The sequence below is a fragment of the Bacillus sp. URHA0034 genome (genome assembly GCF_056280405.1).
This window is the reverse complement of the sequence record NZ_JBWCDK010000002.1, coordinates 310,733-329,166: the sequence shown is the minus strand read 5'-3', so window position 1 is coordinate 329,166 and position 18,434 is coordinate 310,733. Positions and strand designations below refer to the sequence as shown.

Below are 18,434 nucleotides of genomic sequence, written 5' to 3'. Positions count from 1 at the left end.
CCAACGATGTTAAAAATAAACGAACTATCCTATACCTTTGGCGATTCAAAACCGATCTTCGAACAGATCTCGCTTAAGGTACAAGCAGGAGAATTTGTTTCCGTGATTGGGGCAAGTGGTTCGGGAAAAAGCACCCTTTTTAAGCTGGTTACCGGGTTACTTGAGCCGGATCAGGGGGAAATCCTGATAAACGGCACGCACGAGACTGGCAAGAGATTAGGAAGTGTTGGCTATATGCCGCAAAAGGACCTGCTTTTGCCCTGGAGAACGGTTTTAGACAATGTTCTACTACCGTTCGAAGTAACAAAGGAAAATAAGAAAAGCAAATTACCAGAAGTGCGCGAGTGGCTGGTTCGTTTTGGACTGGCTGACTATGAAAATTCATACCCCAATGAGCTCTCAGGCGGTATGCGGCAGCGAGCCGCCTTTTTAAGAACGCTTATGACGGGGAAAGACTTGCTCCTGTTAGATGAACCGTTTGGTGCCCTGGACTCGATGACGAAACGGAATATGCACAGCTGGTTACTGGGGCTATGGGGCGAATTACAAAAAACGGTCTTGTTTATCACTCATGATCTAGAGGAAGCTTTATTGCTAAGTGACCGAATTTATATCCTCCAACGGGACGGTATTGAGGAATGGAAAGTCAACTTAGCGAGACCAAGAAGTTCCGAATTAATCTACCAAACAGATTTTATAAGGATGAGAAAAGAACTGGAGTGGCTGATTCAACATGAAAACTAGTTTAAAGAAATGGACGAGTGATTATGGATTATTTTTAATCGTGGTCATTCTTCTTGTCAGTATATGGGAAATGGTGGTCAAACGTGGGATCATTCCAGCCTTTATCTTGCCGGCTCCTTCCGCGGTATGGAGCTCATTAATAGACAACCGCGAGCTCCTATTTGAAGAGCATCTGCCCGCGACCCTAAATGAAGTTCTCATAGGTTTTGTGATTTCGGTGATCTGCGGTACCATCCTTGGGGTCGGCATGCACTTTTTTCGTCCGTTAGAAAAAGTGCTTTATCCGTTCTTGGTCATTTCACAAACGATTCCGCTGATTGCAATTTCGCCGATTTTTATCATGTGGTTTGGCTATTCGATCTGGAGCAAGATTGCTGTCACGATTTTAACGGCGTTCTTTCCGATCGTGGTTAGCACCTATGATGGCCTGAAAACAGGTGGTAACGAGTACCGTGATTTATTGCTAACAATGGGTGCGGGGCGCTGGATGATTTTTAAGAAGATACAGGTGCCAATGGCCCTGCCAGCGTTTTTATCAGGTTTAAAAATGTCAGTGGTGTTTTGTGTTGTCGGGGCCACAATTGGTGAATGGCTCGGTGCCAGCCAGGGTCTGGGTTACTTCAGCCGGCGCATGTCGGGCAGCTTACAGGCTGACGCTGTGTTTGCGGCGATTTTTCTATTATCATTGCTAGGAATTGTCTTGTTTTTATTAATAAGTTTAATAGAAAAGCAAGTTTTAAAAAATAAAGTTCGCATCTAAGAGAGGAAGATCAATCAAATGAAGAAAAGTGCTTTAATTCTACTTAGTTTATTGTTAATTTTATTAAGTGCCTGCGGAAAAAACAACCAAACCGCATCCACTGAGGGCACGTCAAGCGGTGACAAAAAGCTTGAAAAAGTGACCTTAATGTTAGATTGGTATCCAAACGCTGTCCATTCTTTCCTTTATGCAGCGCAGGAAAAGGGTTATTTTAAAGAGCAGGGCTTGGATGTTACGATTCAAATGCCGGCCGATACAAATGATCCGTTAAAGCTTGTTGCTGCCGGCCAAATCGACATGGCGCTCAGCTATCAGCCGCAGGTACTGGTGGCCCGTGGGGAAGATATTCCCGTTCAATCGTTTGGGGCGATCGTCCGTCATCCGCTTAATCAATTAATGGTTCCTGAAGATAGTTCCATTAAGTCACCGAAAGATTTAGCAGGGAAAACGATCGGCTATCCATCGATTCCACTTGACGAGGCGATTGTACAATCCATGGTTAAGGCTGCCGGCGGTGATGCTTCGAAGGTGAAAATGGTCGATGTTGGCTGGGACTTGATTCCGGCGATGGCAACGAAGAAAACCAATGCCCTAATTGGCGGTTATATCAACCATGAAAAGTTATTGCTGGATAAGGAAGGGCATCCAATGCGGACCTTGAATCCTGCTGACTATGGCGTTCCGGATTACTATGAGTTAGTCTTGGTAGGAAGTGAAAAAGAACTAAAAGCCAAGCCTGATGTATTTAAAAAGTTTATGACAGCGATTGGAAAAGGACAAAAATATGTTCAGGATCACCCGGCGGAGGGCTTGTCGGTGTTACTAAAGCATGAAGATCAATCATCACCACTAGAGAAGGACATTGAAACGAAAAGCTTACAAATTCTCTTGCCGCTCATGGACGCAAAAGACAAACCATTCGGCTACCAAGACCCGCAAACATGGAACCAAGTTGCCGATTGGTTAAAAGAAAACAAAGTAATCAAAACCAAAGTAAAAGCAGAAGACGCATTTATCAACTTATAACATATCAATAAAGTAAAAAAGGTGACAGGCACCGCCCGTGGACATTGTCCACGGGTGGTGCCTGTCACCAATTTCACTATTTCTACATTGTTCCGTATGAAAATGCTCGATAATTAGGACGTGTAATCATATTCATGAGATAGGCTGAGTTCGTTGGATTCGGTTTTCTTTTTTTGTTTAGGAAGTTGATGATGGTGCTGGCATTTTGGATGCCGACCCCGTGTCCGTAGTATTTGTCATCACCAAAATAGACCACATTTTCTGCGCGCCAATGAGGCTGTTTCGGATCAAAATCGGGATTGTTAAAATGTAAGACATCACCCGGGAGGAAATCATCCGAATAGAGCTGAAAAATCGGCAGGTCCTCATCGAATTGCCAGTCCATTAAGTAAAGACGAGCAAATAACACATCAAACCGCTGCCGTCCAATGGAATAGAGCGCAGCCAGATATAAAACGATCGCAATCGCAGTGGAGCATTCAGTTGCATATAGTTTTCCGTTTTTGAGGATATCTAAGATTGCTACCGAAGGGCTAACATTTGGTTTTAACAAGAACCCCCCATTCCCTAATCTGTCCCAATACGTTTTATTACAAAATGCGTACGTGAATGTCGTAAACTTTAAACCGCTTTTGTTAAGCTCTTGTGCAGCTTTCATGGTGTTGGTCCGAAATAACAGTTCAGTTTCTAATTGATGGATCGTTTGATAATCAAAGGTAGAATGATAGCCCGCCATTAGTTTTATGATATTTTTTTCTTCTGGTTTGGTAATTCCCTTTAGGTCTCCCGGCTCAACAACTTGATGATTGATTCTAATCATAGGAACCTCCCGATTTCAAAAATCAACTCCTTCTAAAAATATGAAACTTTTTAAAATATATTTGTCAGTTGATAAAATTTACTGATGTCTCACCGCGACTTTGGCTTTGAAGTTAATCTTGATATTATTGACATATTTAAGAGGGATGAGAATGGAAAGAAAACCAATCGGCAAGCTGATTTCGCAGCTAAATCGGCAGCACCAAAAATTCCTTACAAAAGAACTAAAACCGTTTCAAATCGGCGGCGGGGGACAACATAGTTTTTTAATCGAGATCTTAAGGTGTCCCGGAGTCAATCAAGATAAATTAACCACATAACTAAAATTTGATAAGGCGACCACAGCCAGGGCTGTTAAACAATTGGAAGAAGCGGGGGACATCGAGCGTGTTTTAGATGTGGAAGACCGTCGTTCCTATCAATTATATCCAACCCAAAAAGGACTGGGCTTTTACCCAATCCTAATCCAACTATTAGATCGCTCCCACCAGCGATTAACCAATCACCTAACCATACAGGAAACCGATCAATTATTTACCCTGCTCCGGAAAATGAACCCTCTTGATGATAAGTAGGATTGTCCATTCAAGGAGGACAGTGTCCACGTTTAGTGCCTGACACCAATCCAATGACACCAATCCAATGCCCCATCCCGGTTAAGAGGATGGGGACGCTTTTTTGGATGACATGATTTTGGTTGTTTTTTTGGTTCGCATAAATTTTACATACATGAGGAAAAAGACAAAGGCGCTGATGCAACGCAGGAGGGTGCAGATCTCCATCGATACTCTCATGTTGGAAATTTCTAAAAACCAAATCCCGATTTGCGGGGCAATAAAAGCGACAAGGGATAGGAGGACATTATAGGTAGTAATACAATAGGTTCTCTTTTCTTCTGGCGATTGCTCCAGTAATAGATTAAACAATAAAAGCGTTGTACCGGAAAGAAAAAATCCGGAGGTCATCGAAACAAAGGTAATATAAAATACATTTGTCGAAATGATGTTTAAAACGGGCGCTGTTGCCATTCCCACTGCTACCCATACCAGCACGAGGGTGTTAGATTTTTGCTCAGCCCATTTTTTCCATAATGGGAACGAGAAAATCTGCACAAGCTGATTGGCAACCGAAAAAATACTGATCCAGAGGATCGTGGCATGAACATAGCGGACATTATAGATATTGAATAAACCCCACGCCATCTGCCAAGTAAAGTTAAAGCAAAGAGCTGTAATCAGAAACCATTTGTATCCTGGGTCCTTAAAAATCGACCAGTCCATCAAGGATTTTTTTTGCGCAGACTTCACTTGTGGTTTTTCTCGATGCTTCATCAAAAAAAGTACTTCTAGTAAGCCAAAAATGAAAGCAATGATGAATAAAATTTGATAAGCCCAAGCATGATGAGTCTGACTTTTCATGACAACCCCGATAATTAAAGTAGTGACCATGCCCACAACCGTTAAGAGCCGGTTGCGGTCACTGAAAAAGGCCCCCCGCCGTTTTTCTTTAATCATTCCGCTAATTAAGGTCTGCCAGCCAATGTTCGAGATCGTACCAGGAACATTCATGAGGGCAACAATGATCAAAAATGCCCATGCCTGATAGGAAGAATGAATAAAGATCACTCCTGCCAGCAATAAAAACATCAGTCTCGCCCAAAGGACAGACATCGCAACCGTTTTCTTTTGCAATTCCAAGCGGTTTAATAAAATAGCGGCTGGAACCGTCATAATAAGTGCGACCAAGGGCGGGAGGGAACTGATTAATCCCACTTGGTAATTGCTGGCCCCTAAAATAGAGATTGCAAAGATAGGAAAAAAGTTGCTTGCTAGATTCACTGCGATGGTAGACACCATTCCATGATAGATACTAATCTTTTCGTTATAAGTCCGCATGTGCCATCACCAATTTCTATTTAAATTCTTAGTAATTATACAATCAAACACCACAATCTAATAGAGAAATTTCAGATGTTTTTAAAAAATTTAGAAACGCTAAATATTTTATGAAAAGGCTTGTAGAATATGGTCAAAAGGACACATTTTGTATAGCGGACTTTTCTACCAAAAAAAACAAAATTTGCAAATGAGTTTGCTTTATTCCATAGTATCTGCTATATTTAAGTAGAATTATTTTTGTGAGTCGGAAAGAACGTTAAAGTGATAACTGCTTTTTGTCTTGAAGATTTGAGCAAGGATAGTAACAAATTGTGTGCAAAGCACACAGCAGGAGGAACCACACATGGAACAAGGTAAAGTAAAATGGTTTAACGCAGAAAAAGGTTTTGGATTTATCGAGCGCGAAGCTGGAGACGACGTATTCGTTCACTTCTCTGCAATCCAAGGCGAAGGCTTCAAATCTTTAGACGAAGGTCAAGCAGTATCTTTCGACGTTGAACAAGGTCAACGTGGACCACAAGCTTCTAACGTTCGTAAAATATAATTTTAGGCCATATATAGAAAAGACTCTCATTGTAGAGTCTTTTTTTTATGCTGATTTCCTCCTATTGTGGTAAATTAATCTTTTCTGAAATAAATGTTATAATGAAAGAACATACATATATAATGGAGGGATTGTCGTTATGGCCATTCTGCGTACACAAATCGAACAGTCTGATTTAACTAAATATATTCCGCCAAAAGGGGACTACGAATCGTTTCGGGATGAGGATCATTTTAAAGAAAAGCTTAAGGAATGGGGATTGCCAGGGGCGAAAAAGGAATTTTGGTATAAAGAAGGCAACTATCAACGTCTCGTAACGATTAAAGGCTATGAGACTTATGGCAATACGGGAGAATTTAACACCTTAGTGGTTGAATTCCAAGATGGAAATTTGACCTGTGTCCACCCGGCATTTTTAAAAGAAATGCAGCAATCCAGCTTCGGTAAAGAAAGCTTAATTAATCTTGAAGAGAAGGATCCTTCAGAAGAGGCAGCAGAGCCAAAATCAGAAGAGGTCGCCCAAAAAACCGAAACGGTTCCACCTCTGGAAGCTCCCAAGAAGGAAAAGGCCGTCAAACCTGCTAAGGAACCTAAACCCAAAAAAGAGAAGGCACCGAAAATCGAGCTGCCTGCTGATAAAGTACATTTTACTGCTGCAGTGAAACAGTTTGCCCTTGTCTATAATCCTTTTAATGAGGAAAATGACGAGGTGGTTGTATTGGAAAATGTGCAAATTGTTCAGGAAAATCCAATTGATTTGGGACTAGCCTGGTGCAGTCATAGTAAGACATTGAAAAAGTTTGAATTAGCAGCAGGGGATTTGCTCGAATTCGATGGAAAAGTGGCCGCCAAGAAAATGGGGAAAGGCAAGGATGCCCCAGAGGATTTTGTGGTCGATACAGCAGTGTTGTATAAAATCAATAATCCATCCAAAATTGTTAAGAAATAGGACTTGTAAAGAGTCCTATTTTTGTGCTCTTAAACAGATTAGTTCAAACTTTATGAGGAAAATTAACCCATAGTAGGTTATAATGAAATTTCGGAATTTTATTTTTCTATAGGAGCATTCATATTATGAACCAAACGTTTACACTTAAAGAAAAGACAAAGCAAATCTTTGTCTTGTTAGTCCCCATCTTAATTACCCAGCTTGGCATGTTTTCCATGGTCTTTTTCAATACAATCATGTCAGGAAGATATAGTAGTTCTGATTTAGCAGGAGTAGCCATCGGAACATCGATCTGGAGTCCAGTCTTTAATGGAATTAGCGGAATCTTTCTTGCTGTATCCCCAATTTGTGCCCAGCGCTTTGGGCAAAAAAAGAATGATGAAGTAGCTTCTATCGTCAAAAATGGAATATTTCTATCCATGATCATTGCAATTATCATTATAGTTTTAGGTTATTTTTTCCTAGGGCCGATTTTAGATCTAATGAAGCTTTCACCTAAAGTCCAAGATACCGCTTTTGATTATTTGGTTGGACTAAGTTATGGCTTACTGCCACTTTTTATTTTTAATGTGCTAAGATCTTTTATTTATGCTTTAGGTAAAACGCGTGTCATTATGGTGATTATGCTGTTGTCCTTACCGATCAACTTAGTCTTGAACTATGTCTTGATTTTTGGAAAGTTTGGGTTTCCAGAGCTAGGCGGTGCAGGAGCCGGCTATGCCACTGCAATCACCGATTGGATCTTTTTGGGGATGACAATTTTTATTGTTAAAAAACAGGATCCGTTTTCATCTTTCCAAGTCTTCTCAAATTTAAATGAGTTTTCATGGGAACAGTGTAAGGAAATTCTCAAAATTGGGGTGCCGATGGGACTGTCCGTTTTCTTCGAGACGACCGTGTTTGCGATTGTGACAATCCTATTAAGTAAGTTTAATGTAACGACGATTGCGGCCTATCAGTCTGCTTTAAATGTCGTCTCATTCATTTACATGATCCCAATTAGTATTTCAACCGCACTAACCGTGCTTGTCGGATTTGAAGTAGGGGCTCGAAGATACAAGGATGCCAAACAGTACAGCTGGTTAGGGATAGGGATCGCGGTATTAATTGCCATCGGGACGGGCTTGGTTGTTGTCGCATTCCGTTATCAGGTGGCCGGACTTTATTCGACAGAAGCAGCTGTTATTAACTTAACAGCGAACTTTTTAATCTTTGCCCTGTTTTTCCAGATTTCCGATGCGATCCAGGCAACGGCACAGGCGGCATTAAGAGGCTATAAGGACGTAAATATCGCCTTCATCATGACACTGGTCGCCTACTGGCTGATTTGTCTGCCAGCAGGCTATCTACTAGCCAATTTCACCGGCTTAGGGGCAAGAGGCTACTGGATCGGACTGACCATAGGGCTGCTCGCAGCAGGAATCGCCCTCTCCGTCAGACTCATCCAAATCCAAAAGAAACGATACAACGCCGCATTGGTACAATAGTGGTGTCAGGCACCAATAAATGACTTTCTACGGTAATAATGTATATAAGGGTGTCAGGCACCATTAACTAACTTTCTACGATTCTTATAAGAGGAAGGTTATAAATGGTGCCTGACACCATTTTATATTTATCTAGTTTCCTATTTCTGTAAGTGTTAAAATAGGTTAAGAAGGTATGAATTGAAACCGTAAGTGAGGTGTCCTTTATGACAAGGAAAGTCCACTTTGATGAGGAGGAGTTCGTACTTAGGTTAAATGGTGTGGAAAGTGTTTTTGCGCTGAAATGGCAGTTGAAAATCCCTTATAAGGCGATCAAAAAGGTGTATATCGATGAATTTGAACCGCCGATGTGGATGCTCAGGATGCCTGGCACCTCGATTGCACCACTGCATATTTTCGAGGGAAGCTTTAAATTTGGAAACGAATGGTATTTCCTTTCCTTCGAACATAATGTACCATTATTACAGTTGGAAATCGAGGGCTGCGGGAAATACAAATACGTCATATTTGAACTAGAAAACCCAAAAGAGGTCATGATTGAACTGCGTAAGAGAATAAGAGCATTAGACGACTGAACGCAAAAAAATGCAATGACTGCAATAGTCATTACATTTTCTCTGCTTTCTTTTTTTGTTTTCTTTTCTTTACTGAACTTCTTATTATGTAAACACCAGCTAGTAACGCTAATAAATTTAAGGAATCACCAAAATGAATCGTTAAACTGAAGCGATTTTGGACCCTGATATGATTCGAATTGTTGTTAGTCGTGGGTAGAACTTTTTTCTCTAACATTTCATTTGTCAAAAAAATACCTCCTGTTTAAAAAATGATCGATATTCATTTATATGCGGTTAGTTGACTGCTAAATTATTAAAATACAAAAAGAAGACGCCATTCCTGTGAGAAAATGGCGTCTGTTGTTAATATAATTTTCTTAGGCCGAACCATTTGGAGAATAAACTTTGTTTTTTATCCTTAATGATCAGTTCATCCATCACTAATTTTTCACGATTGTTGTGAATCCATTTCTGTAATTCTTGTTTGTCTTTACAAAGAGTATAATATGTTTCCCCACCTTTTCCAAGTGCGTTGACAACATATCGACTTGTGTTCTCCATAATGCCCACCTTTAACATGTATTGTTTAATTGGATTATATCAGGCTGATTAAAATAATCCATGGTTATTTTTCATCAAAATAAACCCATATTTTTTCAATCGAAGCTAAAACCATTGTAGGATGTCTTTCAGTGTAATTCAAGCCTTATTAACTTAATAGTTTTGAATTTACATATTTTTTACATAACAGATAATTATATTATGTAAACTGAAGATATGCCACCTAGAAAATTTAGGTCATTGCCCCGTATCTTTAAAAGCTCCTCAAACGTTATGAAGTAAAAAGAGCTAATAGAGAAAGAGGGGAATATAATGACCATTAATCTCTTGTTCTTTACAATAACCATCCATAAACGTCTAATCACATTAGAGGAAGCAGCAAGAGAGGAATATGTGGAAAAAATGTATCAGCAAAATAAAGAAAAGCAGATCAACATCCATCGGTTTATGTGATTCATCGTAAACTAACATATAATAAAATAAAAAATTAATCTGACCCGTATCTTTTGATCCTTCTTTAAACGTTAATAAAGCAGAGAGTGCAAAAGGAGTGAAAAACATGTCAGTAAAGCTTAACTCATTCAAGACCATGGGTTCAGAGGAGGAAGAGAACCACTGGGCTGAAGTTTATCCTAAGCTACAGCGGTATTGCCGATTTTTAGCCCAGAACAAATGGGATGGAGATGACATCGCGCAGGAGACCTATCTGAAGGCGCTAAAATATCATCAGCACCAAATGAGTACGGCTTTGTTAAACAAAATTGCCTATCATCATTGGATCGATCAGCTACGAAAACGAAAACATGAAAGGCTTGAGACTGAACTAGACTTCTCCTGCCATGAATTAACAAAACAACTCGATGAAGTCACGAATGCAGTTGAAATGCTAATTCATAATTTTACACCCAAGCAGGCCGTTATCTTTTTACTAAAAGAGGCCTTTCAATATCAGCTAAAGGAAATTGCTGAGATAGTAGGCGCAAGCGAGACGGCAGTTAAGGCCAGTCTTCATCGCGGGAAAAAACGTCTGGAAAAAACAACCGAGGAAGAGGAACCTTCTTCAGTTGACTCCTATTGGGATGAAAAGGAAAAAGAGGAACTCACTGAAATTTTTTATGAGGCCTTGAAAGATCAGGATCCAGCTGTACTAATAGAGGCCATTCCTTCAATCACGGCCATCAGTAACGTCTCAAGTTTCTATTCAAAATCACCTTATAAAAATCAAACTTCTTCAAGCACTCTCTGTATGGCTGCATAGCCTAATAATCGCTTCAAGGAGGATAAAAAATGACTACGATTCCATATGTAATTGAACAATCCAATCGCGGTGAGCGTTCTTACGATATTTATTCACGTCTGTTAAAGGACAGAATCATCATCATAGGGGAGGAAATCACGGATCATACCGCCAACAGCGTTGTGGCACAATTGTTATTTTTAGCAGCAGACGATCCGGAAAAAGAGATTTCGCTCTATATTAACAGCCCAGGCGGCTCGACCACTGCAGGATTTGCCATCTATGATACCATGCAAATCATTAAGCCTGATGTTCGCACAATATGCACCGGTATGGCCGCCTCGTTTGGGGCGATGTTACTATTAGCTGGAACAAAAGGGAAGCGGTGCGCACTCCCGAACAGTGAAATCATGATTCATCAGCCATTAGGCGGCGCGAGAGGGCAGGCAACCGAAATCGAAATCTCGGCCCGGCGCATCTTAAAGCTAAGAGAACATATTAATCAAATCATTGCTGACCGAACGGGTCAGCCGGTTGAAAAAGTTGCTAAAGATACAGATCGGGATTATTTTATGAGCGCAGACGAAGCAAAAGCGTACGGGATTATCGATGAAATCCTTTCACCAAAATAAAAGCTAAAAAGCAAGCGCTGAAAAAAATAAAGGTTCGCTTTTGGAGTACAAACAATAAAAAAAACACTTGAAAAGACATATGAAATCGTAAATGATTTCATATGTCTTTTTTGTTGATATATCAATACTTTCACCTCTGTCATTCGTAATCTGAAATTTTTCAAACGATATTAATTAATTTAAATAAAAAGGATATTAAATAACAACAATGATATAATAGAAAACAATATTAATTTATTGAAAAACGATAAACAGTGTGCTAAAATCATGTTGTCATTAATTAAGTGAGGTGTATGAAATGAATAGTAAACGAGGTTCAACCACTTTCTTAAAGGGAATTATTTTTCTGGCTGGAATTGCAGTGCTTGCTTTATGTATATTTTTAGTGCCCCATATGGCAAATTTCGCAGCAAAAATATATCCAAATATTGTCCCAATGAAATATCTCGTTTTCATCGTAATGTATGGAGCGGCTGTGCCTTTTTACTTTGCTCTCTTTCAGGCTTTCAATCTTTTACAGTATATTGACGAGAACACAGCGTTCTCGGAATTATCTGTAAAGGCGTTAAAGAACATAAAGTGCTGTGCGATTACAATCAGTGGTTTGTATGTACTAGGTTTGCCACTCTTTCGTTTTATTGCGAAGAAAGTTGACCCTCCCATTGGATTAATAGCACTCATCATCATTTTTACTTCGTTGGTTATCGCCGTTTTTGCTGCTATCCTCCAACGGCTTCTACAAGAAGCGATTATCATAAAATCAGAAAATGATTTGACTGTCTGAGGTGAAGGATATGGCAATTATTATTAATATTGATGTGATGTTAGCAAAACGAAAAATGAGCGTAACAGAGCTTTCGGAGCGAGTTGGAATTACTATGGCGAATCTTTCTATTCTGAAGAATGGTAAAGCAAAAGCGGTTCGTTTTTCTACATTAGAAGCGATATGTAAGACTTTGGATTGTCAGCCAGGTGATATTTTGGAGTACAAAAGCGACGAAGACACTCTATAAAACAGACAACAAATTTATTTAACGGGAGTCGATAGAGAAAAGAAGGAATAGTCATTAGGCTATCCCTTCTTTGCGTTTAATGATGTTATTTACTCAAAGAAGTTCGTTTTGGAGTGTTATTTTACATGTTGTACTCTAAAACCGAACTACTTACTGAAAAGAACGCATTGATTGTTTATTGAGGTACTTAAGCAGGTTTCTTTATTTTTCCAGACCCAACTTTAAAAAACAGCCGCAGCATCGGCGGGACAACAAAATAAATGAAAAAGAGACGAAATAATTGATAACCTGTAACCATCGATAAATCAGCATTGACTTCATGAGCGAGGATGGCCATTTGATCCATACCTCCCGGTGCCAAGCTTAGTAAACTAGTTGAAGGCGTGATATGGTAAAAATAAATGAGCAAGAGCCCTAAGCCGACAGACCCAATAATCATCAACAGACCACTCAAAAACGCCAGGCTAATGACCTTCGCTTTATGCTCTAGTTTTTCAGGTTTCAACAATAAACCAATATAAGAGCCAATCATAAATTGTGAAATATCCAATACAGATGGCGGCAAAACAGGGCCATGCAGCCCGGAAATACCGGCAATCGCAGTGCCAAGGATAGGTCCCAATAAATAAGGAGTAGGAAATTTAAGTTTCCGCGCCAGGAAAGCACACAATACACAAATAATCGCTAACAAAATAAAATTAGGAAATACCGGTCCTGATCCGTGCACGGCATGATTCACAACATCTGCTCCAGCACCGCCGCCTGTATGATGAAACAACGGACCCAAGATCAGAAACGGAACAACGAAGATAATCATCATCAAACGAGCTACTTGCAGGAAAGTAACCGTCGTAATATCAATTCCTTTCATTTCTTCAGCAAAAATAATCATTTGCGAAAGTCCGCCTGGTATACTCCCGGTTAAGACCGTTGGATAATCAACCCCGGTTAATTTTGAAACAATCCAAGCAATCCCAGCACAAAAGAGGACAAGCAAAGTCGTCATCAGCAGCATCGAAGGAAGTTTGGCGATAATTTGTAAGAGTGCGTCTTTTGTAAATGATAGTCCAATCGAATACCCGACGACAATTAAGCCTGTATCACGAATCGCAACCGGCCAGTAAAATGCAATTTTTCCAAATCTTGCGCCGATTAAGACAGCTGCCATTGGCCCAAGCAGCCAAGGGATCGGAGTATGAAGAAAAGAAAATACTAACCCCCCAATAAAAGCCGTTACCAGCGTAACTGTAAAACGAAGTATTTTATTGTCTAAATTCTTTGATGTATTATTCAAAAAAAACCCTTCTTGTCTTTTATTATTTAACCGCGTCCTTACTGTGAGGAAAACAGATCCCCATCATTTGGAATCATGATGTTCCTGTCATTTCATTATTTTAGCACGATGACGTGTAAAAGGGTACTAAGAGACATTATCAAGGTAAGAGCATTTCCGTATGTATTTGAAGTTAAATAAATTTCGTTTAATATTTCGGTAATAGGGAGATTTTTGCAAAAAAAAGAGAAAGCATACGGCTGCTTTCTCTTGTTGATTCGTCTTAATGACTGCTGCTGCTTTCATGATGTTCTGGTGATTCCTCGACTTCCCCTGGCCCAAACCCAAATGGTCCTCTAGGTATAAAATTTTCCACTCGGAAAATCGCTACGATCGTTTCAATTCTAATACCCAAAATTCGTTCGCGGCCTCTGCCTCTCGATTCCAATACAATAACATCTCTGCCTACCTCTAAAAGCCTGCCGGTAAAATTCCCTTGCAGAGTAACTACTTCGACTTCCTTTTTTAACAATTCATGGGCAATTTGATGAAAACTCAATTCCGTCACATTCATCCTCCTCCTTCACATTACAGTAAATGCAAACAATCAGAAAAGGGCATTGGTTTAAAGAAATTTTTTTGCCAAAAATTCATCACAAAAAAGAGAGCAGTGAAGAATTTTTTAAATTTTATATTTTTTTATTTACATAAATCCTATTGGTATGGTAGGATTAATCACATCAATCAATTATTCTTATCTAGAGAGGCTTAGGGACTGGCCCGATGAAGCCCGGCAACCTGCCAAGCAAGGTGCCAATTCCAGCAAAATGGTTTTCATTTTGGTAGATAAGGTGTTTACTGGACTTTTGTGAGCGCCTTTCCTAAAGTGGGAAAGGCGCTTTTTGTAAAAAGGAGGCGAATAAGTCTGAACGCTAATGAAAGGCAAGAACTTATCACGCATTTAGAGAACATGCTGGTTTCTTTACAATTTGGCTCGATTACACTAGTAGTTCAGGATGGTAAGATTGTACAAATAGAAAAAAATGAAAAGGTTCGTCTTAAACAAAATAAAAACTGCTGACCAGTAAGCTGGAGGCTGTCTCAACGTCAGCCGCCCTGGAAGACGTTTTTTTATGAAAAAAAGGAGGCATGTAGCATGACCGCTGCAATTACCTATCAAAATTGGCAACAAATTTCCGACACATTTCCTTTCGAAGATAAAACGAAAGGGGCACTTTCCGTTTTAAAGTGGGCATACAACACTTATGCTGATCAAGACATTGTCTATGCATCCAGCTTCGGAGCCGAAGCGATTGTATTGATTGACCTGATTCATCAGGTAAAACCAGATGCCCATATCGTGTTCTTAGACACCGGGCTGCATTTTCCTGAAACTTACGAAGTCATCGACAAAATCGAAGCCCGTTTCCCAACATTAAGAATTGAGCGGAAACAACCAAAAGTAACTCTTGATGAACAAGCTGCAGAATATGGCTCGGCGCTATGGCTAAGAGATGCCAACCAGTGCTGTAACATTCGTAAAGTAATCCCATTAAGGGAGACTTTGACTGCTAAACAAGCGTGGATCTCAGGACTTCGCCGTGAACAGTCACCAACAAGAGCCAACACAGAGTTCCTTAATAAGGATGATAAATTCGAGAATATCAAAATTTGCCCATTAATTCATTGGACTTGGGATGAGGTTTGGGAGTACATCAGAAGTAAGGATCTTCCATACAACACCTTGCATGACCAGAACTATCCAAGCATCGGTTGTTTCCCTTGTACAAAGCCGGTTGGTGATGGCGCCGATTCACGTGCAGGACGCTGGTCGGGCAGCGGTAAGACAGAATGCGGCTTACATACCCGTTAAGCTAAAGCCTCCAACACTGTGGTGATCACCACAGTGAATGTTGAACCAATCCGGCATTGACGGGCAGTGCCCACCGCTTCGGACTCTAAATCTATCATAAATAGTATGGTGGGGGTGGATCGTCCGTAATGCGGGATTAAAGGAGGGTCATTTATTTGCTCACAATTATAGCAGTGACGATTGGTTTATTTTTTGCTATTAATATAGGCGCAAGCGGGGCAGCCGCTTCCATGGGGATTGCCTACGGGGCAGGCGTAATAAAAAAACCGCTGGCTTTGCTGCTCTGCAGTATCACCGTATTTTTTGGAGCATGGCTTGGCGGCGGAGAAGTGGTTAAAACGTTAGGCAGCGGGATTGTACCCAGCAGTACGTTTACAATCCCCATCGCCTTAGTTGTGTTAACTTCAGCAGCATTGTCACTGTTTTTAGCTAACATATTTGGAATTCCGCTTTCGACTAGTGAAGTGGCGGTAGGAGCCGTCATTGGCGCCGGGATTGTTTACCAATCTGTGTTAGTCAGTAAACTAGTGTGGATTTTGTTATTCTGGCTGCTCACCCCATTTGTTGCTTTTATTATTGCGATTAGTGTTACGTTTCTATTAAAAAATAAACATCTGAAAAAATGGATGGAAGCACCGAAGACAGTACCTTATCTGTCCGTGTTAGTCGTTTTCATGGGCTTGTTTGAAGCCTTCTCGGCGGGAATGAATAATGTGGCCAATGCGGTTGGTCCGTTAGTCGGAGCGAAAATCATTTCGACTGATAACGGGATTTTCTGGGGCGGGTTATTTGTAGCCGGCGGGGCATTGCTCCTCGGTCATCGTGTCCTTGAAACCAACGGGAAGAAAATTACGAAACTGCGCTTAGAAGAAGGCTGCGTCATCTCTGGAACAGGCGCAACGATTGTGACGATCGCATCTGTTTTTGGAATTCCCGTTCCGCTGACACAAATTACGACATCCTCGATTATTGGGATTGGTTTTGCGAAAAACGGCAAATCTGTTTTGAAGAAAGATATTGTTGTACAACTTCTTACAGTTTGGATTGTCTCACCTGTTTTATCCATGGTATTATCATATACAATGATTCAAATGATGATTGAACATAATTTTTATCCCATCATCGCAATGGCTGGTGTGTTAATTTCCGTCTTTGGTGTCATGTCATTAATGAAAAGACAGAAACCAAGTATGGCGGTCCACCAGGAGATTGTGAAAGATTAAATTTGCTAGTTTCATATTTTAATTGATAAATTATTTTTCTAAAAAAGAAAGGACTTGATTAAAAGTGTCATTTTTACCAGCACCTCATGGAGGAAAACTAATTCAAGCATTTGACCCAACTTATGATTTAACAAACATCGAAAAAGAGATTGAAATTGATGCGATTGCATTGAGTGATCTTGAGTTGATTGGTGTTGGCCTATTTAGCCCGCTTACAGGGTTCCTTGGAAAAGCAGACTATGAAAATGTTGTTTCTAACATGCGTTTAGCTGACAATACAATTTGGTCCATTCCAGTAACTTTGCCTGTATCCTATGAAACTGCTGCAACACTTAAAGTAGGAGAAGAAATCAAGTTAGTACACCAAGGCGAGGTTTATGGGGTTATCACAGTATCTGAATGGTATGAGCCAGATTTAGATAAAGAAGCCATCGAAGTTTACAAAACAGACGAAGTCGCTCACCCAGGCGTGAAACGTCTTTATGAAAGAGGACCTGTTTATGTAGCAGGTGATATTGTTCTGGTTAAAAAGTCAGATAAAGGCGTATTTGCTGATGTATGGCATGAGCCAAAAGAAACTCGTGCAATGTTTGAAGAAAAAGGCTGGAAAACAATCGTTGGTTTCCAAACTAGAAACCCAATCCACCGTGCTCATGAATATATCCAAAAAGCAGCATTAGAAACGGTTGATGGACTATTCGTTAGCCCGCTTGTAGGGGAAACAAAATCAGACGATATTTCCGCAGAAGTTCGTCTAAAAAGCTATCGTGTATTACTAGATAATTACTATCCAGCTGAACGTGTACAGCTTGGTGTGTACCCTGCAGCTATGCGCTATGCGGGCCCTAGAGAAGCGATTTTCCATGCGATTGCCCGTAAAAACTTTGGCTGCACACACTTCATCGTCGGCCGTGACCACGCTGGTGTAGGCAACTACTACGGAACATACGATGCACAGCATATCTTCAGTAATTTTGAAGAAGGCGAGCTTGGCATTAAACCAATGTTCTTTGAACACAGCTTCTATTGCACAAAGTGCGAAGGCATGGCATCTGATAAAACTTGCCCGCACAGCAAAGAAGACCGCGTCATCCTTTCTGGAACAAAGGTTAGAGAAATGCTACGTGCCGGAGTTCTTCCTCCTGCAACTTTCAGCCGTAAAGAAGTTGTAGAAGTATTAATCGAAGGTATGAAAGAAGAAACCGCAACGGTCTAAGGAGGAAATACAACAATGTCTAAAGCAACGAATATCACTTGGCACTCTGCCACTATTACAAAAGCAGACCGCCGTTCTCAAAATGGTCATGGAAGCTGTGTTCTTTGGTTCACCGGCCTATCGGGTTCTGGTAAATCAACGATTGCCAATGCGGTTTCGAGTGAATTATACCGCCAAGGCATTAATGAATATGTCCTAGATGGTGATAATATCCGTCATGGTTTGAATAAGGACTTAGGCTTTTCAGATTACGATCGAACAGAAAATATCCGCCGAATTGGAGAAGTAGCCAAACTATTTGTGGATAGTGGGGCAATCGTAACGACAGCGTTTATTTCTCCATTCCGTTCCGACCGCGACCAGGTCCGTGCGCTGTTTGAAGAAGGCGAGTTTATTGAAGTATTTATTGACTGCCCGCTTGAACAATGTGAAGCACGTGATCCAAAGAAGCTTTATGAAAAAGCACGCCGTGGTGAAATTAAGGATTTTACTGGAATTGATTCTCCATATGAAGCACCGGAGCGTCCAGAAATTACGATTCGCTCTGATAAATTAACGGTTACAGAAGCCGTTGCACAAATTTTTCAATACCTGCAAGAAAAGAATATTATCTAGTTTATAA

The 18,434-nt window shown here is 40.4% G+C and carries 24 protein-coding genes, 1 pseudogene and 1 riboswitch; of the genes and pseudogenes, 19 read left to right on the top strand and 6 right to left on the bottom strand.

The genetic code is table 11. The features are described from left to right. Nucleotides 1–6 precede the first annotated feature (6 nt). From ACZ9EE_RS03920 to ACZ9EE_RS03910, 3 genes are read left to right on the top strand one after another with little or no spacing between them, the layout of a single operon-like run. Complete coding sequence (locus tag ACZ9EE_RS03920; protein WP_476025375.1) at nucleotides 7–744, top strand: ABC transporter ATP-binding protein; 738 nt, start codon at nucleotides 7–9, stop codon at nucleotides 742–744. Next, nucleotides 734–1,504, top strand: a complete 771-nt coding sequence (locus ACZ9EE_RS03915; RefSeq protein ID WP_476025374.1) for an ABC transporter permease — start codon at nucleotides 734–736, stop codon at nucleotides 1,502–1,504. The genes ACZ9EE_RS03920 and ACZ9EE_RS03915 overlap by 11 nt, the downstream gene beginning before the upstream one ends. Before the next feature lie 18 nt (nucleotides 1,505–1,522). Further along, nucleotides 1,523–2,530: an ABC transporter substrate-binding protein gene (locus ACZ9EE_RS03910; RefSeq protein ID WP_476025373.1), complete on the top strand. Its 1,008-nt coding sequence runs from the start codon at nucleotides 1,523–1,525 to the stop codon at nucleotides 2,528–2,530. An 82-nt stretch (nucleotides 2,531–2,612) separates the two neighbouring features. Here ACZ9EE_RS03910 and ACZ9EE_RS03905 read toward each other — a convergent pair whose 3' ends face one another. Beyond that, entirely contained in the window at nucleotides 2,613–3,350 is a 738-nt protein-coding gene (locus ACZ9EE_RS03905) for a protein-glutamine gamma-glutamyltransferase (protein WP_476025372.1), read from the bottom strand. Between the two features lie 151 nt (nucleotides 3,351–3,501). Between ACZ9EE_RS03905 and ACZ9EE_RS03900 the strand changes: the two genes are divergently transcribed. Then, nucleotides 3,502–3,669, top strand: a complete 168-nt coding sequence (locus tag ACZ9EE_RS03900) for a hypothetical protein (RefSeq protein ID WP_476025371.1) — start codon at nucleotides 3,502–3,504, stop codon at nucleotides 3,667–3,669. 15 nt (nucleotides 3,670–3,684) lie between these two features. After that, a pseudogene (locus ACZ9EE_RS03895) lies at nucleotides 3,685–3,924 on the top strand (MarR family winged helix-turn-helix transcriptional regulator); the annotation flags it as partial. 81 nt (nucleotides 3,925–4,005) lie between these two features. On the opposite strand, the gene ACZ9EE_RS03890 reads toward ACZ9EE_RS03895, so the two are convergent. Beyond that, entirely contained in the window at nucleotides 4,006–5,244 is a 1,239-nt protein-coding gene (locus ACZ9EE_RS03890; protein ID WP_476025370.1) for an MFS transporter, read from the bottom strand. A gap of 346 nt (nucleotides 5,245–5,590) precedes the next feature. Here ACZ9EE_RS03890 and ACZ9EE_RS03885 point away from each other — a divergent pair, with 346 nt between their 5' ends. From ACZ9EE_RS03885 to ACZ9EE_RS03870, 4 genes are all read left to right on the top strand, one after another. Next, nucleotides 5,591–5,791: a cold-shock protein gene (locus ACZ9EE_RS03885; protein WP_098527548.1), complete on the top strand. Its 201-nt coding sequence runs from the start codon at nucleotides 5,591–5,593 to the stop codon at nucleotides 5,789–5,791. A gap of 139 nt (nucleotides 5,792–5,930) precedes the next feature. Further along, nucleotides 5,931–6,740, top strand: a complete 810-nt coding sequence (locus ACZ9EE_RS03880) for a hypothetical protein (protein ID WP_476025369.1) — start codon at nucleotides 5,931–5,933, stop codon at nucleotides 6,738–6,740. A gap of 125 nt (nucleotides 6,741–6,865) precedes the next feature. Then, nucleotides 6,866–8,227, top strand: a complete 1,362-nt coding sequence (locus tag ACZ9EE_RS03875; protein WP_476025368.1) for an MATE family efflux transporter — start codon at nucleotides 6,866–6,868, stop codon at nucleotides 8,225–8,227. Nucleotides 8,228–8,433: 206 nt separating this feature from the next. Further along, nucleotides 8,434–8,802, top strand: coding sequence for a hypothetical protein (locus ACZ9EE_RS03870; RefSeq protein WP_476025367.1), 369 nt, complete (start codon nucleotides 8,434–8,436; stop codon nucleotides 8,800–8,802). A 31-nt stretch (nucleotides 8,803–8,833) separates the two neighbouring features. Here ACZ9EE_RS03870 and ACZ9EE_RS03865 read toward each other — a convergent pair whose 3' ends face one another. Together ACZ9EE_RS03865 and ACZ9EE_RS03860 are read right to left on the bottom strand one after the other, a co-directional pair. Further along, on the bottom strand, nucleotides 8,834–9,031 hold the full coding sequence (locus ACZ9EE_RS03865; protein WP_476025366.1) for a hypothetical protein: 198 nt from the start codon (nucleotides 9,029–9,031) through the stop codon (nucleotides 8,834–8,836). 116 nt (nucleotides 9,032–9,147) lie between these two features. After that, nucleotides 9,148–9,345, bottom strand: a complete 198-nt coding sequence (locus tag ACZ9EE_RS03860; protein ID WP_476025365.1) for a hypothetical protein — start codon at nucleotides 9,343–9,345, stop codon at nucleotides 9,148–9,150. 312 nt (nucleotides 9,346–9,657) lie between these two features. On the opposite strand from ACZ9EE_RS03860, the gene ACZ9EE_RS03855 reads away from it, so the two are divergent. The 5 genes from ACZ9EE_RS03855 to ACZ9EE_RS03835 all read left to right on the top strand — a co-directional run bounded on the left by ACZ9EE_RS03855 (nucleotide 9,658) and on the right by ACZ9EE_RS03835 (nucleotide 12,227). Then, the gene (locus ACZ9EE_RS03855) at nucleotides 9,658–9,798 is read left to right on the top strand and encodes a YrzI family small protein (protein ID WP_476025364.1); all 141 of its coding nucleotides are present in this window, start codon (nucleotides 9,658–9,660) and stop codon (nucleotides 9,796–9,798) included. 106 nt (nucleotides 9,799–9,904) lie between these two features. Further along, nucleotides 9,905–10,603 carry a sigma factor-like helix-turn-helix DNA-binding protein gene (locus ACZ9EE_RS03850; protein ID WP_476025363.1) on the top strand — a complete coding sequence of 233 codons (699 nt, stop codon included), beginning with the start codon at nucleotides 9,905–9,907 and terminating at the stop codon, nucleotides 10,601–10,603. Between the two features lie 29 nt (nucleotides 10,604–10,632). Then, nucleotides 10,633–11,214, top strand: a complete 582-nt coding sequence (gene clpP / locus ACZ9EE_RS03845; RefSeq protein ID WP_476025362.1) for an ATP-dependent Clp endopeptidase proteolytic subunit ClpP — start codon at nucleotides 10,633–10,635, stop codon at nucleotides 11,212–11,214. A 298-nt stretch (nucleotides 11,215–11,512) separates the two neighbouring features. Continuing rightward, on the top strand, nucleotides 11,513–11,998 hold the full coding sequence (locus tag ACZ9EE_RS03840) for a DUF2975 domain-containing protein (protein ID WP_476025361.1): 486 nt from the start codon (nucleotides 11,513–11,515) through the stop codon (nucleotides 11,996–11,998). Nucleotides 11,999–12,008: 10 nt separating this feature from the next. Next, nucleotides 12,009–12,227, top strand: coding sequence for a helix-turn-helix domain-containing protein (locus tag ACZ9EE_RS03835; protein ID WP_476025360.1), 219 nt, complete (start codon nucleotides 12,009–12,011; stop codon nucleotides 12,225–12,227). 187 nt (nucleotides 12,228–12,414) lie between these two features. On the opposite strand, the gene ACZ9EE_RS03830 is transcribed toward ACZ9EE_RS03835, so the two are convergent. Both ACZ9EE_RS03830 and ACZ9EE_RS03825 read right to left on the bottom strand, forming a co-directional pair. Further along, nucleotides 12,415–13,521 carry an AbrB family transcriptional regulator gene (locus ACZ9EE_RS03830; RefSeq protein ID WP_476025359.1) on the bottom strand — a complete coding sequence of 369 codons (1,107 nt, stop codon included), beginning with the start codon at nucleotides 13,519–13,521 and terminating at the stop codon, nucleotides 12,415–12,417. A gap of 262 nt (nucleotides 13,522–13,783) precedes the next feature. After that, entirely contained in the window at nucleotides 13,784–14,068 is a 285-nt protein-coding gene (locus ACZ9EE_RS03825; protein ID WP_476025358.1) for a hypothetical protein, read from the bottom strand. A gap of 183 nt (nucleotides 14,069–14,251) precedes the next feature. Further along, nucleotides 14,252–14,353, top strand: a riboswitch (SAM riboswitch). Nucleotides 14,354–14,452: 99 nt separating this feature from the next. On the opposite strand from ACZ9EE_RS03825, the gene ACZ9EE_RS03820 reads away from it, so the two are divergent. From ACZ9EE_RS03820 to cysC, 5 genes are all read left to right on the top strand, one after another. Next, entirely contained in the window at nucleotides 14,453–14,581 is a 129-nt protein-coding gene (locus ACZ9EE_RS03820) for a YezD family protein (RefSeq protein ID WP_374104086.1), read from the top strand. A gap of 75 nt (nucleotides 14,582–14,656) precedes the next feature. Continuing rightward, a complete protein-coding gene (locus ACZ9EE_RS03815; protein ID WP_476025357.1) occupies nucleotides 14,657–15,373 on the top strand; it encodes a phosphoadenylyl-sulfate reductase in 717 nt (238 codons plus the stop codon). A 155-nt stretch (nucleotides 15,374–15,528) separates the two neighbouring features. Beyond that, nucleotides 15,529–16,596 carry an inorganic phosphate transporter gene (locus tag ACZ9EE_RS03810; RefSeq protein WP_476025356.1) on the top strand — a complete coding sequence of 356 codons (1,068 nt, stop codon included), beginning with the start codon at nucleotides 15,529–15,531 and terminating at the stop codon, nucleotides 16,594–16,596. A gap of 64 nt (nucleotides 16,597–16,660) precedes the next feature. After that, entirely contained in the window at nucleotides 16,661–17,812 is a 1,152-nt protein-coding gene (sat, locus tag ACZ9EE_RS03805) for a sulfate adenylyltransferase (RefSeq protein ID WP_476025355.1), read from the top strand. A 15-nt stretch (nucleotides 17,813–17,827) separates the two neighbouring features. After that, nucleotides 17,828–18,427: an adenylyl-sulfate kinase gene (cysC, locus tag ACZ9EE_RS03800; protein WP_476025354.1), complete on the top strand. Its 600-nt coding sequence runs from the start codon at nucleotides 17,828–17,830 to the stop codon at nucleotides 18,425–18,427. Nucleotides 18,428–18,434: the final 7 nt, after the last annotated feature.

What these genes read in the sequence shown, in the direction of transcription:
- ACZ9EE_RS03920 (WP_476025375.1), top strand. Translation starts at nt 7, where the DNA reads ATGTTAAAAATAAACGAACTATCCTATACCTTTGGCGATTCAAAACCG.
- ACZ9EE_RS03915 (WP_476025374.1), top strand. Translation starts at nt 734, where the DNA reads ATGAAAACTAGTTTAAAGAAATGGACGAGTGATTATGGATTATTTTTA.
- ACZ9EE_RS03910 (WP_476025373.1), top strand. Translation starts at nt 1,523, where the DNA reads ATGAAGAAAAGTGCTTTAATTCTACTTAGTTTATTGTTAATTTTATTA.
- ACZ9EE_RS03905 (WP_476025372.1), bottom strand. Translation starts at nt 3,350, where the DNA reads ATGATTAGAATCAATCATCAAGTTGTTGAGCCGGGAGACCTAAAGGGA.
- ACZ9EE_RS03900 (WP_476025371.1), top strand. Translation starts at nt 3,502, where the DNA reads ATGGAAAGAAAACCAATCGGCAAGCTGATTTCGCAGCTAAATCGGCAG.
- ACZ9EE_RS03890 (WP_476025370.1), bottom strand. Translation starts at nt 5,244, where the DNA reads ATGCGGACTTATAACGAAAAGATTAGTATCTATCATGGAATGGTGTCT.
- ACZ9EE_RS03885 (WP_098527548.1), top strand. Translation starts at nt 5,591, where the DNA reads ATGGAACAAGGTAAAGTAAAATGGTTTAACGCAGAAAAAGGTTTTGGA.
- ACZ9EE_RS03880 (WP_476025369.1), top strand. Translation starts at nt 5,931, where the DNA reads ATGGCCATTCTGCGTACACAAATCGAACAGTCTGATTTAACTAAATAT.
- ACZ9EE_RS03875 (WP_476025368.1), top strand. Translation starts at nt 6,866, where the DNA reads ATGAACCAAACGTTTACACTTAAAGAAAAGACAAAGCAAATCTTTGTC.
- ACZ9EE_RS03870 (WP_476025367.1), top strand. Translation starts at nt 8,434, where the DNA reads ATGACAAGGAAAGTCCACTTTGATGAGGAGGAGTTCGTACTTAGGTTA.
- ACZ9EE_RS03860 (WP_476025365.1), bottom strand. Translation starts at nt 9,345, where the DNA reads ATGGAGAACACAAGTCGATATGTTGTCAACGCACTTGGAAAAGGTGGG.
- ACZ9EE_RS03855 (WP_476025364.1), top strand. Translation starts at nt 9,658, where the DNA reads ATGACCATTAATCTCTTGTTCTTTACAATAACCATCCATAAACGTCTA.
- ACZ9EE_RS03850 (WP_476025363.1), top strand. Translation starts at nt 9,905, where the DNA reads ATGTCAGTAAAGCTTAACTCATTCAAGACCATGGGTTCAGAGGAGGAA.
- clpP (WP_476025362.1), top strand. Translation starts at nt 10,633, where the DNA reads ATGACTACGATTCCATATGTAATTGAACAATCCAATCGCGGTGAGCGT.
- ACZ9EE_RS03840 (WP_476025361.1), top strand. Translation starts at nt 11,513, where the DNA reads ATGAATAGTAAACGAGGTTCAACCACTTTCTTAAAGGGAATTATTTTT.
- ACZ9EE_RS03835 (WP_476025360.1), top strand. Translation starts at nt 12,009, where the DNA reads ATGGCAATTATTATTAATATTGATGTGATGTTAGCAAAACGAAAAATG.
- ACZ9EE_RS03815 (WP_476025357.1), top strand. Translation starts at nt 14,657, where the DNA reads ATGACCGCTGCAATTACCTATCAAAATTGGCAACAAATTTCCGACACA.
- cysC (WP_476025354.1), top strand. Translation starts at nt 17,828, where the DNA reads ATGTCTAAAGCAACGAATATCACTTGGCACTCTGCCACTATTACAAAA.